We start from the raw sequence: 11,995 nt of genomic DNA, 5'->3' as shown, positions 1-11,995 counted from the left end.
TAATAATTGTAATACCTTTGTATAAAGGCTTATTACCATTATGAAAAACAATATGCAGGCATTTCATCATTTTCTAAATTCTGTCGAACAATTTTCTACTGAAGATTTCAGTCTTATATGGCAATATGTAGAGATAAGGGAAATTGCATCCGGCGGTATTCTTCTGCATGAAGGTAAGATTGCCAGGGAATTGTTTTTTGTATTAGAGGGTATTTTGAAAATCGTTTCCACTAATGAAAAGGGCAATGAGGTGATCCAGTTCTTTATTAAAGAAAATAAGTTTTGTACCATCCTTTATAGTTTCGACGAAGAAGTTATCTCCAATGAAGAAATTATAGCAGTGACTCACGCTCAAATACTAGTATTCTCAAAGAGAAAACTGAATGAGCTTTTTGAACGGTTACCTCATTTTAAAAACCTTATTGAAAGTATTACTCAGAAAACCTTAATGGAAAAAATTAAAGGAAGAAATTATCTGATGGGAGAAGAAGCTTCAATACGCTATCAAAAATTCATTTCCGAACATCCAGACCTCATGCAACGGGTTCCTTTAAGTGATATTGCCTCTTACCTGGGAGTCACCCAACAATCTTTGAGCAGAATCAGAAGAAATATTGATTTTTAATCACGCAATAAATCATTACCAATAAGATTATTACCTAATTTTACAGACTATAAATCAAAAGGGCCCCTATCGCTATCATGAAATTCATTAATTATTACGAGTACAATCATAAAATGTTTGGTTATCTTATTATTGATGATCAATCTTTACAGGATATTAATACCGACGAATACAATGAATATATAAGAATACTCTTCTTTCCGAAAGCCTCTCAGGTTACTGTAGATTTTGATGAATATAACAATGATGGTCCTGCTTTATTTTTTGTAGGGCCCCATCAAAAAGTACGAATTAGGGAAGCGGATCAACAGGATGCACATTTCATCTATTACAACCGTGATTTCTACTGTATACAGATCCATGATGCAGAAGTTGCCTGTGATGGGATCCTCTTTAATAATATTTATAACCTTCCCCGTACACTCCTCTCAGATAATGAATCTCTTTTTGCTGAAAACCTTTATGTTCAAATTAAAGAAGAGCTTATAGCAAAAGAATCCTCGCAGGAAGAGATGATCCGGACTTACCTTAAACAGCTTATCATCAGAGCCACACGTGCCTGGAAAAAACAACAGCTGGGAAAACTAAACGATGAACCGGCAAAGGAAATGGAATTTTTCCGCGATTTCAGCAGACTGGTAGAAATACATTTCAGAAAAAAACATGGGGTTGCAGATTATGCCGACTTATTGAATATGGCTCCCAAGACTTTATCAGCAAAATTTAACCGCCTCAACCTCGCCTCGCCAAATGAAATTATCAAAGACAGGATTGTCCTTGAAGCAAAACGTTTGCTCTGCTATTCAAAATACAATATCAAAGAGATAGCTTACCATCTGGGCTATGAAGATCCAGCCTATTTTAACAGACTTTTCACCAGTAAAACAGGACTCACTCCTGCATTTTTTAAGAAAAACAACCACAAAACGGAAAAAGTACAATAAATATCCACTTTTTAATCTTTTATCGCCTCTCCACCTACCCTATCTTTGCCATGTTAAAAAAATATACAACATGGAAAATTCATTAGGGCAATCACAAAAAGACGAAGTATTTCCTTCCGATTTTAAGCCAAATGTTCAGTCATCTTAACATTTCAGATTCCCTATGCCAACCATTTGTATGTCCATGCAAATATTAATCTTAAAATATATTACAATGAAAAAATCATCATTTTTAAAATCATTCGGGTCAGTATCTTTCTTAGCAATTTTATTCGTACTGATTAGTGGCCTTTCGTCTTTTTCAGCCCAATCCAAAGTCATCAAAAATGTAGTACTCGTACATGGAGCATTTGTAGATGGTTCAGGTTATAAAGGGGTTTATGATATTCTTTCCAAAAAAGGATACAATGTGACTGTTGTACAAAACCCGTTAACTTCATTAGCTGATGATGTACGGGCAACAAAGGATGCCCTTGATAAACAGGATGGGCCAGCCATTCTTGTGGGACATTCTTATGGAGGGACGGTTATTACAGAAGCAGGAGACCATCCTAACGTAGCCGCTTTAGTATATGTAGCTGCTTTCCAACTTAATGAAGGAGAATCTGCTATTGACTGGGCAAAAACAGAACCCGCATCGCCAAAAAGTGGAATTTTACCTCCAGACGAAAAAGGATTTCTTTACTATGATAAAGCTAAATTCCATGAAGGTTTCTGTGCAGATCTTCCTAAAGAACAGGCTGATTTCATGTATGCATCACAGGGACGTTTCTCTGCTGCCGCGCTAGCTGCAAAAGTTACAAAAGCTCCTTGGAAAACAAAACCATCTTATGGTATTGTAGCCACTCAGGATGAAGCAATTCTCCCTTCCATCCAACGCAAAATGTACAAAAATGGGAATTCGAAAATTACAGAAATAAAAGGAAGCCACGTAGTATTTATTTCTCATCCTCAGGAAGTTGCTGATGTTATAATCAGAGCTTCAAAGGAAGTAAAATAATCCACACTGCATTCCATCATTAAAAAAGCTGCTTCATTAATTTGAAACAGCTTTTTTTATGAATTTATTTCTTTTGAACTTCCCTTACTCTAAAACTTTTATTTCCTTTTCATTTCTTAAAAAAGCAGCGTAATAATTGGGGATCTCACTTATTTCAATCTGTTTTGCGACTTCCTCAACGGGATAAGCGAGCTGAACAATCTCAGGAATGATCTCTTCTTCATTCAGCGTAAGAATCAAATAAGAAGCTAGCCTGTTCTCTTCTTTTGACCGTCCTACCGAACCCGTATTAATGGCCCATTTTTCACCAATTTTCTTTTTAAAAGAAAGATGAGTATGTCCCATCAATACAACATCTGATTGGGAAACATTCAGCATTTCACTAAAAACCTCATCGTCTTCAGATTCATACAGATACGTATCATTACTATCCAGACCCGAATGTACCAGCTGAAGCTTCCAATGTTTCTTTCCTATCTTATAATTTAATTTTAAGTGAAAAGGCAACTGTGCTAAAAAAGACTTATTTTCTTCTGTAATATTTTTCTTTGAATGGTCAATAGCTACAAATCTTGCCTCTGTTTCTTCTTCCGAATGCTTGCTTAATGGAATGACTGACAGATCAAAGGCAATTCTTTCATCATGATTTCCCAACAAACAAAGGATGTTCTCTTCTCTGATCTTCTCAATGACTTCATTCCCCCAGGGAGCAAAATCCACCAAATCTCCCAAACAGAATTTCTGTGAAATTCCTCTTTTCTTTATATCATTCAACACGATTTCCAAAGCAGGAAGATTCCCGTGTACATCGCTAAAAACAGCTATCTGTATCATACTTCATTCAATTTTCCAAACAAAGGTACAGGACAAAAATGAAAATAAAACAGAAGACAGGAATGATATTTAACCATAATTCATTAAATTTAATGTATCATTTTTCTGATATTAAACTATAATTTATATTATTTTTATCATAGCATAACTCCGCCTAACTTTGCACTATCAATTTTAAACAATCATAAAACAATGAAAAAAGTATTAATAATTAATGGTGGTCAAAACTTTGGACATTCCGGAGGAAAATATAATACAACAGTTGCAGATAACACCCTTGAAGCATTGAAGAGCTTTGAAAATGTAGAAGTTAAAGTAACTAATATATCTGAAGGATATGATAAAAATGAAGAGGTTCAAAAATTCGTTTGGGCAGATTATATTATTTATCACACTCCGATCTGGTGGTTTCAACTTCCTAACGGGTTTAAAAAATATATCGACGAAGTTTTCACGGCAGGACATGCCAAAGGTATTTATCTCAGTGATGGAAGAACCGCAGAGAATCCTAAAATCAATTATGGAACAGGAGGAATGCTCGGAGGAAGAAAATACATGGTAACAACCAGCTGGAATGCCCCGGAAACAGCCTTTACCCTTCCCGGAGAATTTTTTAGTGAAACAAGTGTAGATAATGGACCGTTATTCGGATTTCACAGAATGAATGCCTTCGTCTCTTTACAAAAAATGGATAGCTTCCACTTCCATGATGTAGAGAAAAATGCAAACATAGAGCGTGACATGAAGCTATACCAGGATCACGTTAAAAATGTTTTTGAAAAAGAATTAAAACCACAATTAGTATAATGAAAAAAGTACTCATCACAGGAATTACCGGTTATATTGGTGGGACAATCGCCAAGAAATTACTGGAGAAAAACTATCATGTCACCGGCTTAGTCCGTAATGAAGACCACATAAAAGAATTGGAATCATTAGGAATAGAATCCATTATGGGAAGCATACATGATGAATCGGTTTTACAATCTGCCATTGATGAGGCTGATGCAATTATTCACAATGCCGATTCTGCTGATGACGCTTATGCTGTAGACAGTATTATTAATGCTTTGGAAGGAAGTGGCAAGACTTTAATTTTCACATCAGGATCAGCTATTCTGGGAGGAAAAGAAAATGGAGAGAAAAGTGATTTTATTTTCACTGAAGACATTCCGTTAAGTCCACGGCTGGAAATGGCTTCAAGAGTACTGATCAACAATTATGTTTTGCAGTCTGCTCAAAAGAATATCAGAAGCATTGTTATTGTACCCACAATGGTATATGGGCAAGGTTTAGGATTAAAAAAAGATAGCATCCAGGTTCCTGCATTAATCCAATTTTCGAAAGAAAAGGGTTTTGGAGTGTATTTCGGAAAAGGCGAAAATATATGGTCAAACGTTCATATTGAAGATCTGGCTGATTTATATGTACTTGCTCTGGAAAATGCAAAAGCAGGCACTCTATACTATGCAGAAAATGGCTCATCGACAATAAAGAATATAGCAGAAAATATCAGCGAAAAATACACCTTGCTCCCTGCACAATCTTTAAGTGTTCAGGAGGCTGTGAATAGATTTAGTCCCGCTGGAGGATATTTCGGATTTGCTTCTAATAGTTTGTGTAATGCTGACAAAGCAAAAAGAGAGCTTGGCTGGAATCCTCAATATAACTCAATCGAAAAATTTATTTAAATAAAAATTATTATGAAAATATATCTTACAGCAATCATCAAAGCAAAAGAAGAACATCAGGCTGAAGTATTGGAAGTCCTTCAAAATATGGTAAAAGAAACACGCAAAGAAGAGGCTTGTGAGCTTTACAGCCTTCATCAGGGAATAGAGGATAAAAATGAATTTATCTTCTACGAAATATGGAAAGATGAAGCAGGACTTGATCAACACAATCAACAACCATACATCCAGGCATTTGGAGCATTGATTGATGAAAAACTGCAGGAAATCCCTCAAATTTATAAAACCAATATTCTGTAATCATGAAAAAACTTGCGCTTTTAGTTCTCAGTTTATTTATGATGGGATTTGCCAATTCACAAACCAAAAAATCAATTAAAATGAAAAAGAAAATTTTATTCGTCGTGACAAGTCATGACAAAAAAGGAGATACCGGAGAAAACACCGGATATTATTTGGGAGAAGTCTCTCATCCCTGGGAAGTTCTTCACCATGCGGGATATGATATCGATTTTGTAAGTCCAAAAGGAGGAACACCTCCTGTAGATGGATTTGATCTTAAAGATCCTGTAAACAAAGAATTCTGGGAAAATAAAGAATATAAAAATAAAATCGATCATTCGCTACAACCTTCTGAAGTGAAACCCGCTGATTATTCAGCAATCTTCTACGCCGGAGGACATGGTGCCATGTGGGATTTTGCTGATAATACAGAATTAGCATCTATCGCTTCAAAAATTTATGAAAACGGAGGAATTGTAGCAGGAGTTTGTCATGGACCTGCAGGCCTGGTTAATATTAAACTGAACGATGGGAAATACCTGGTGGATGGGAAAAAGATCAATGCTTTCACCAATGAAGAAGAAGCTGAAGTAAAGCTTACGAATGTTGTTCCTTTCCTTTTAGAAGAACAGCTTAAGGCCAGAGGAGCAAAATTTGAAAAATCAGGGCTTTGGCAAACTCATGTGGTGACAGATCAAAGAGTGATCACAGGACAGAACCCTCAATCTGCAAAAGCAGTAGGTGAGGCTATCTTAAAAGAATTAAACAAATAATTTCAAAAATTTTAAAACAAAATGGAATATAGAAAATTAGGCAATACCGATCTTGAATTATCAGTGATTACACACGGTGCTTTTGCCATCGGTGGAAACATGTGGGGTGGAAATGAAAAACAAGATTCCATCAACTCTATCCATGCTTCTTTAGATAACGGAGTGACATCCATTGATACGGCACCTTTTTATGGTTTCGGATTAAGTGAAGAAATGATTGGTGAAGCTATTAAAGGAAAAGACCGTTCGAAAATCCAGCTTTTAACCAAATTCGGTTTGGTTTGGGATGGAAGTAATCAGGGTAAAGGTGAATTCTTTTTTAATGCAGAAGATAATGGAAAAACCCTTCCGGTATATAAATTCGCTTCTAAAGAAAACATTATTAAAGAAGTTGAGGAAAGTCTGCAACGCCTGGGAACAGATTATATTGATCTTTTACAGTTGCACTGGCCGGATAACTCTACGCCGATTAGCGAAACAATGGAAGCGTTAGAACTATTGATTCAACAAGGGAAAATCAGAGCAGCAGGAGTAAGCAATTATCTTGTAGAGCAGATGGAAGAAGCATCTGAAACAATTCAACTGGCAAGCAATCAGGTTTCTTACAGCATGCTGAACCGTGCAATCGAAAAAGATCTTGTCCCTTATTCTTTAGAAAACAACACTGGAATTATCGTTTATAGCCCTATGGAAAGAGGATTATTAACAGGAAAGTATTTCAAGCAGGCTCAATTAAAAGCTGATGACCATCGTAATGGGTATTTTGCTCAATTTGATCTTGAAAAAGTAAAAACTTTCTTAGAAACTCTGGAAGGTATAGCACAAGAGAAAAACGCTACCGTTTCACAGTTGGTTTTACGTTGGACAGCACTACAACCCGCAATAAGCGTAGTATTAGCAGGAGCTCGTAATGCACAGCAGGCCATTGAAAATGCACAGGCAATGTCTGTAGACCTTTCTCAGGAAGAATTAAACATCATCAATTCTGCACTGAAAGGAATTTAATAAAAAAATTGAAAGAGGAAAATTGAAAATTGAAAGTTATTAAAGCCTGTTTGAATAAATGATATTTAACTATAGAGTTGAATCCATTAAACTTTATAATTTTTAATAAAATAGCTGCTCTTTTTTATTATTAACTTTACAGTACTTTCAACTTTCCTCTTTCCTCTTTCCATTTTCAACTTTTTCTAACTTCTCTTTTTAACCCTAAATCATAGAAAATGAAAAATAATCTGATCACAATGTTCGGGTTGGGAGTCTTATTGGCTTTCAATACGATATCTGTAAAAGCTCAAAATCTGTATGTCAATCCTGAAGATCAGTCATGGTATCCTTCTTCATACGGGGCTCATGATGTAATAGGAGCTGCTAATTTATTAACTCCTGAAGTAGTAAAAGGAGCAATTACATTGGTAAAACAAGGCAAAACATTACCCTTAGCAGTTGCTATTGATAAAAATCTTCCTGCTTTCCGTCACAGAAGTTTTAATTTATATAATATCCAGCCAGGAGAACAGGCTGGTCAAAGTATCGGTCCCAATAAATTCACATTCAATGATGAATTGGTAAATGGATGGACTGGTGTCGGAACACAACTTAACGGAATTGGACATATCGGCATCAACAATATCTACTATAATGGTAACAAAGCTGCTGACTTTGTAACTGTAGAAGGAGTTAAGAAGCTGGGTATTGAAAAAGTTCCACCATTTGTAACCCGCGGTGTTGTCCTGGATATGACAGCACATTACGGAAAATCTGTTATTCCCGGAGGAACAGAATTTACAGTGTCCGATATTAAGACTGTATTGAAAAAACAGGGAATTACTTTAAGAAAAGGAGATGTTGTTCTTTTTAATACGGGATGGCTTGAACTTATCGGCAAAGACAATAAACAGTTTTTGGAAGTTGAACCCGGCATTGGGATGGAGGCTGCACAATGGCTTGCTGATCAGGGAATAGTCGCTTTTGGCGGAGATACCTGGGCTTCAGAGGTATATCCAAACCCTAAGAGTAAAGAAGAATTTCCGATCAATCAGTTTATGCTTGCTAAGAAAGGAATTTATAATCTGGAACTCATTGACAGCCGACCTTTGGTGAAAGAAAAAATCTGGGAATTTCTTTTCGTTTTAGGACAACCGTTGTATAAAGGATCTACACAGGTGAATATCAACCCTGTTGCTATTTATTAAAACAGGACATTCCATTTTATTAATCAATCCTTGGAACGATTTAAATCAAAAAAGAGCTTTTCAAAAATGAAAAGCTCTTGCTGTTAATAAACAATTTTAAAAAATTACTTCATAATGGGTAAATGCGTGCTTATAGCAATTCTATTCCATGCATTAATCGTTATAATCGCCATAATGATCTGTGCAATCTGATTGTCATCAAAAAATGACGTTGCTTTTTGATACGTTTCTTCAGTTAATCCTTTGTGGCTAATCAGTGTAATCTCTTCCGTCATTGCCAGTAAGATCTGCTCTTCTTCTGTAAACAATTCCAAAGCTTCTCTCCATGCATTTAAAAGGTATATCCTTTGAGGCGTTTCACCATATTTCATAGCGTCTTTTGTATGCATATCCAAACAAAAAGCACAACCGTTGATCTGTGAAGCTCTGATTTTAATTAATTCTTTTTGAATAGGGTTTAAAGAAATAGTCTGAAGATACCCTTCTAATCCCATCATTGCTTTATAAGCCGCTGCATCTGTTTTTGCAATATTGATTCTAGTACTCATAATATTATATTTTTTTGGTTAATTGATCTAAACTCAATGAAAACTGTTGTTGACCCGCTAATAGAAATCCTGCTGCACTTCCTACCCAGACAGAATAATCAAGAGGAGCCTTTACTCCCAGAGCAATTGTCATGGACAGTGCAAAAATCAGCAGTAAAAATCCTGCGCCATAAGCTGCTATTCTAGTTTTAAAGCCCAAAAGCAAGAGTAGCGGAATAGCAATTTCAAAGAATGTCGCCATATATGCTGAAAATTGACTTAAACTTTCCGGAAGGAAAAAGGTTAGCTGCCGGGTATATTTTTCAAAATTCTCCCAGTTTCCCCATGCTGCATTTTTGCCCCAGAAACCGAAACGATCTGCTACCGCAGAAAGCATACTGACCGCGATTGCAATTCTTAAAAATAATTGTGGAAATTGTATTTTTTTATGAGTCATTGTGTTAGCTTTTAATAACATGACAAAATTGCGACTTTTAAATCTTAAAAATCTTAAACTGGTTTAAGAACGTAATTTCGCCCGTATTTCACTAAGATACTCGGGAGTAAAACCGAGAAAAGAAGCAATTAGATATTGTGGGATCCGTTGGATAAACCAAGGATATTGTGTACTGAAATGAACGTACAGCTCTTCTCTGCTCATTTCATATAAATAGCGGATTCTTCTTTCAGAAGCGGCATAGGCCCTCTGATAAATCATTCGGAAATAGCGCTCCATTACCGGATGCTTTTTTAACAACAATTCCTGAGTTTCAAGATCAATGACCAAAAGAGAGGAACGTTCTACTGATTGAATATTAAATTCAGTTTTTATTTGTCTTTCGTAAGCAAATGTATCTGTGATCCACCAATTTTCAACTGCAAATTCAGTGGTTTGTTCAACCCCTTTTTCATTAACGAAAAATTTTCTCAGACATCCCTTTGAAACAAAGTACATGGATTTACAAACCTCACCGTCAAAAAGTAGGGTCTGCTTTTTTTTCACTTCTACAACCTCAAAAAAAGACAGCACAGAAACATACTCCTCTTCCGAGATCGTAATGAATTTATCCAGATGGGTTTTAAAAGTATCCATTTTGCAATTTAATAATCAAACTTAACTTTATTTTTTTAGTTTTACAATCACAAAAATAATTAATCATGGAAATCGTTGCTAAAATTTTGATAGCAGTAGTCGCATTAGAACACATTTATATTCTCTGGATGGAAATGTTTGCCTGGGAAACCAAAGGGAAAGAAGTTTTCAAAGCCGCCCTACCCGCTGAGATGTTTAAGCCAACAAAAGGATTAGCAGCCAACCAGGGGCTTTATAATGGTTTTCTTGCTGCCGGGCTGATCTGGTCTTTTTTTATCAAGGATGTAGAATGGCAAACGAATATTGCACTCTTCTTTCTCGGATGTGTAGCAGTTGCCGGAATTTATGGAGCTATTTCTGCCACAAAAAAAATCTTTTTCGTCCAGGCTTTACCTGCTATTTTAGCGATCATCGCTGTACTTTTGAAATAATATCTCTTTTTTGATCCATATAAAAATGCAAAGAATTATTCCCTCGCAGATTTTTTAACGCAATCATCTGCAAAATCTGCGAGAGTCTTCTAATTTTTAAATTTTTCAATAATTTAAATTCTTAAATCTTTAAATCACCAACTCCCATCGACTGCCTGATCTTTTCGCGATGGATAATCCCCCAGTTCACTAAGGTTTCTGTAACCGGAAGCACTGACTTTCCATATTCAGTCACCGCATAGGTTACGGTAATGGGTTTCGTATCCTGGATCGTACGTGTAATGAGCAAATTCATTTCAAGTTCCTTTAATTCCTTACTCAGCATTTTTGCGGAAATCCCATCAATCCCTCTTTGAAGTTTTTTAAAATGAATCAGCAGATCTGTACGGTTCGTTAAATAACGCAGAATCATCAGCTTCCATTTCCCTCCTAGAACATCCAGGCTATCGCGCATGGCAAATAATTCTTCCGTGCACGTTGCTTCACGTTCGATTCCGTTTTCTATAATTTTTGACATAATAGTATCCTTAAAGTTACTAGTTACCAATAGTTAACTAGTAGCAAATATAAACTATTCTGGTTTTACATTTGTCTTATAAATTTTTGATAATGAAAACAGTAATCCTTAATAAAAACTTTCAGTTAGAAGACGGCATTATTGAAAAACCTCAGCCTAAAAACAATGAGGTTTTAATTCAGATAAAAGCCAGTGGTTTTAATCCCATCGATTATCAGATGATTGAAAATGAACTTGAACGACGATTGGTCAGCTCCCCGGTTTTAGGGCGTGAACTCTCCGGAGTTATTGTGGGCAAAGGAGAAGATGCTTCTCAGTTTAATATTGGTGATGAAGTAACTTGTGGCAGCGGTTCCATGGGAAGTAATGGCTCTTACGCTGAATTTATTACCGTTCCGGAAGCTATCGTGGTTTTGAAACCTAAAAATATCTCTTTTGAACAGGCTGCGGCCATCCCATCTGTTGGAATGACTGCCTTACAAACCTTTGACCGCATCCCTTTAAAACCAGGCGACAGCATTTTAATTACAGGTGCCACTGGTGGCGTTGGATCTTTTTTAATAAAACTATTGCTAGCTGATCACTTCAATAATATCGTTGCGACGGTAGGATCAGAAGAAAACAGAACCTTATTGCTTGAGATGGGCTTAAAAAAAGACCAGATCATCAATTATAAGGAAGATCATTTGAAAGAAAAATTAATTAAAGCAAACGGCAATCAGTATTTTGATTTCGGAGTGGATCTCGTAGGAAATTATATGTCTGAAATAACTGCTGAAGTATTGAAAGTACATGGAATGTACGTTGACGTAACAGCACTGATTAGTAAAGATGCTAAAGAAATCCTATTTAATAAAGGAAATATCATCATGAACATTTCCAACTATACCCATAGCATGACAAAGAATTATGATTATTATAAAAGTAGCTTAACAAGAATTTCTAATCTTATTGAAGAAAAAATTATTGTTCCTCCAAAATATAAAGTCCTTGGAACTCTTTCTTTGGAAACAGTCCTTACGGCCCATCAAATGCTTAAAAACAATCTTACTCAGGGAAATAAATTGATCATGACCCATTAAT

At 35.9% G+C, this 11,995-nt stretch carries 16 protein-coding genes; 11 read left to right on the top strand and 5 right to left on the bottom strand.

Translation table 11 applies throughout. From position 1 onward, the window contains the following. Positions 1–40 precede the first annotated feature (40 nt). The 3 genes from CEY12_RS19295 to CEY12_RS19285 all read left to right on the top strand — a co-directional run bounded on the left by CEY12_RS19295 (position 41) and on the right by CEY12_RS19285 (position 2,569). Positions 41–625 (top strand): Crp/Fnr family transcriptional regulator, encoded by a 585-nt coding sequence (locus tag CEY12_RS19295; RefSeq protein WP_089029220.1) that lies wholly within the window; start codon positions 41–43, stop codon positions 623–625. 77 nt (positions 626–702) lie between these two features. Continuing rightward, positions 703–1,569 carry a helix-turn-helix domain-containing protein gene (locus tag CEY12_RS19290; RefSeq protein WP_089029219.1) on the top strand — a complete coding sequence of 289 codons (867 nt, stop codon included), beginning with the start codon at positions 703–705 and terminating at the stop codon, positions 1,567–1,569. Positions 1,570–1,783: 214 nt separating this feature from the next. Further along, positions 1,784–2,569 (top strand): alpha/beta hydrolase, encoded by a 786-nt coding sequence (locus CEY12_RS19285; RefSeq protein WP_089029936.1) that lies wholly within the window; start codon positions 1,784–1,786, stop codon positions 2,567–2,569. Between the two features lie 84 nt (positions 2,570–2,653). On the opposite strand, the gene CEY12_RS19280 is transcribed toward CEY12_RS19285, so the two are convergent. Beyond that, positions 2,654–3,403 (bottom strand): metallophosphoesterase family protein, encoded by a 750-nt coding sequence (locus CEY12_RS19280; protein WP_089029218.1) that lies wholly within the window; start codon positions 3,401–3,403, stop codon positions 2,654–2,656. 192 nt (positions 3,404–3,595) lie between these two features. Here CEY12_RS19280 and CEY12_RS19275 point away from each other — a divergent pair, with 192 nt between their 5' ends. The 6 genes from CEY12_RS19275 (at position 3,596) to CEY12_RS19250 (ending at position 8,344) form a co-directional block, all read left to right on the top strand. Then, on the top strand, positions 3,596–4,210 hold the full coding sequence (locus CEY12_RS19275; RefSeq protein WP_089029217.1) for an NAD(P)H-dependent oxidoreductase: 615 nt from the start codon (positions 3,596–3,598) through the stop codon (positions 4,208–4,210). Continuing rightward, entirely contained in the window at positions 4,210–5,094 is an 885-nt protein-coding gene (locus CEY12_RS19270; RefSeq protein ID WP_089029216.1) for an NAD-dependent epimerase/dehydratase family protein, read from the top strand. Before CEY12_RS19275 ends, CEY12_RS19270 begins: the two co-directional genes overlap by 1 nt. Before the next feature lie 12 nt (positions 5,095–5,106). Beyond that, positions 5,107–5,394 (top strand): putative quinol monooxygenase, encoded by a 288-nt coding sequence (locus CEY12_RS19265; protein ID WP_089029215.1) that lies wholly within the window; start codon positions 5,107–5,109, stop codon positions 5,392–5,394. An 80-nt stretch (positions 5,395–5,474) separates the two neighbouring features. Then, positions 5,475–6,149 carry a type 1 glutamine amidotransferase domain-containing protein gene (locus tag CEY12_RS19260; protein WP_089029935.1) on the top strand — a complete coding sequence of 225 codons (675 nt, stop codon included), beginning with the start codon at positions 5,475–5,477 and terminating at the stop codon, positions 6,147–6,149. Positions 6,150–6,170: 21 nt separating this feature from the next. Next, entirely contained in the window at positions 6,171–7,154 is a 984-nt protein-coding gene (locus CEY12_RS19255; RefSeq protein WP_089029214.1) for an aldo/keto reductase, read from the top strand. A 218-nt stretch (positions 7,155–7,372) separates the two neighbouring features. Then, positions 7,373–8,344, top strand: a complete 972-nt coding sequence (locus CEY12_RS19250) for a cyclase family protein (protein WP_089029213.1) — start codon at positions 7,373–7,375, stop codon at positions 8,342–8,344. 104 nt (positions 8,345–8,448) lie between these two features. Here CEY12_RS19250 and CEY12_RS19245 read toward each other — a convergent pair whose 3' ends face one another. The 3 genes from CEY12_RS19245 to CEY12_RS19235 all read right to left on the bottom strand — a co-directional run bounded on the left by CEY12_RS19245 (position 8,449) and on the right by CEY12_RS19235 (position 9,964). Next, entirely contained in the window at positions 8,449–8,892 is a 444-nt protein-coding gene (locus CEY12_RS19245; protein WP_089029212.1) for a carboxymuconolactone decarboxylase family protein, read from the bottom strand. A 4-nt stretch (positions 8,893–8,896) separates the two neighbouring features. Beyond that, positions 8,897–9,328 (bottom strand): DoxX family protein, encoded by a 432-nt coding sequence (locus tag CEY12_RS19240; RefSeq protein ID WP_228409734.1) that lies wholly within the window; start codon positions 9,326–9,328, stop codon positions 8,897–8,899. A 63-nt stretch (positions 9,329–9,391) separates the two neighbouring features. Continuing rightward, positions 9,392–9,964, bottom strand: coding sequence for a Crp/Fnr family transcriptional regulator (locus tag CEY12_RS19235; protein ID WP_089029210.1), 573 nt, complete (start codon positions 9,962–9,964; stop codon positions 9,392–9,394). A gap of 65 nt (positions 9,965–10,029) precedes the next feature. Here CEY12_RS19235 and CEY12_RS19230 point away from each other — a divergent pair, with 65 nt between their 5' ends. Then, on the top strand, positions 10,030–10,395 hold the full coding sequence (locus tag CEY12_RS19230; protein WP_089029209.1) for a DUF1304 domain-containing protein: 366 nt from the start codon (positions 10,030–10,032) through the stop codon (positions 10,393–10,395). Between the two features lie 121 nt (positions 10,396–10,516). Here the strand turns inward: CEY12_RS19230 and CEY12_RS19225 are convergent, their stop codons facing one another. Next, complete coding sequence (locus CEY12_RS19225; RefSeq protein WP_089029208.1) at positions 10,517–10,912, bottom strand: winged helix-turn-helix transcriptional regulator; 396 nt, start codon at positions 10,910–10,912, stop codon at positions 10,517–10,519. 92 nt (positions 10,913–11,004) lie between these two features. On the opposite strand from CEY12_RS19225, the gene CEY12_RS19220 reads away from it, so the two are divergent. Then, positions 11,005–11,994: a zinc-binding alcohol dehydrogenase family protein gene (locus CEY12_RS19220; protein WP_089029207.1), complete on the top strand. Its 990-nt coding sequence runs from the start codon at positions 11,005–11,007 to the stop codon at positions 11,992–11,994. Position 11,995: the final 1 nt, after the last annotated feature.

It is taken from the genome of Chryseobacterium sp. T16E-39 (genome assembly GCF_002216065.1).
Lineage (GTDB): Bacteria > Bacteroidota > Bacteroidia > Flavobacteriales > Weeksellaceae > Chryseobacterium.
This window is presented reverse-complemented; position numbering and strand designations above follow the sequence as displayed.

Excerpts from the sequence above, each read along its gene's own strand:
- CEY12_RS19240 (WP_228409734.1), bottom strand. The coding sequence starts at position 9,328 with ATGACTCATAAAAAAATACAATTTCCACAATTATTTTTAAGAATTGCA.
- CEY12_RS19260 (WP_089029935.1), top strand. The coding sequence starts at position 5,475 with ATGAAAAAGAAAATTTTATTCGTCGTGACAAGTCATGACAAAAAAGGA.
- CEY12_RS19225 (WP_089029208.1), bottom strand. The coding sequence starts at position 10,912 with ATGTCAAAAATTATAGAAAACGGAATCGAACGTGAAGCAACGTGCACG.
- CEY12_RS19275 (WP_089029217.1), top strand. The coding sequence starts at position 3,596 with ATGAAAAAAGTATTAATAATTAATGGTGGTCAAAACTTTGGACATTCC.
- CEY12_RS19295 (WP_089029220.1), top strand. The coding sequence starts at position 41 with ATGAAAAACAATATGCAGGCATTTCATCATTTTCTAAATTCTGTCGAA.
- CEY12_RS19220 (WP_089029207.1), top strand. The coding sequence starts at position 11,005 with ATGAAAACAGTAATCCTTAATAAAAACTTTCAGTTAGAAGACGGCATT.
- CEY12_RS19285 (WP_089029936.1), top strand. The coding sequence starts at position 1,784 with ATGAAAAAATCATCATTTTTAAAATCATTCGGGTCAGTATCTTTCTTA.
- CEY12_RS19290 (WP_089029219.1), top strand. The coding sequence starts at position 703 with ATGAAATTCATTAATTATTACGAGTACAATCATAAAATGTTTGGTTAT.
- CEY12_RS19230 (WP_089029209.1), top strand. The coding sequence starts at position 10,030 with ATGGAAATCGTTGCTAAAATTTTGATAGCAGTAGTCGCATTAGAACAC.
- CEY12_RS19255 (WP_089029214.1), top strand. The coding sequence starts at position 6,171 with ATGGAATATAGAAAATTAGGCAATACCGATCTTGAATTATCAGTGATT.
- CEY12_RS19245 (WP_089029212.1), bottom strand. The coding sequence starts at position 8,892 with ATGAGTACTAGAATCAATATTGCAAAAACAGATGCAGCGGCTTATAAA.
- CEY12_RS19270 (WP_089029216.1), top strand. The coding sequence starts at position 4,210 with ATGAAAAAAGTACTCATCACAGGAATTACCGGTTATATTGGTGGGACA.
- CEY12_RS19235 (WP_089029210.1), bottom strand. The coding sequence starts at position 9,964 with ATGGATACTTTTAAAACCCATCTGGATAAATTCATTACGATCTCGGAA.
- CEY12_RS19265 (WP_089029215.1), top strand. The coding sequence starts at position 5,107 with ATGAAAATATATCTTACAGCAATCATCAAAGCAAAAGAAGAACATCAG.
- CEY12_RS19280 (WP_089029218.1), bottom strand. The coding sequence starts at position 3,403 with ATGATACAGATAGCTGTTTTTAGCGATGTACACGGGAATCTTCCTGCT.
- CEY12_RS19250 (WP_089029213.1), top strand. The coding sequence starts at position 7,373 with ATGAAAAATAATCTGATCACAATGTTCGGGTTGGGAGTCTTATTGGCT.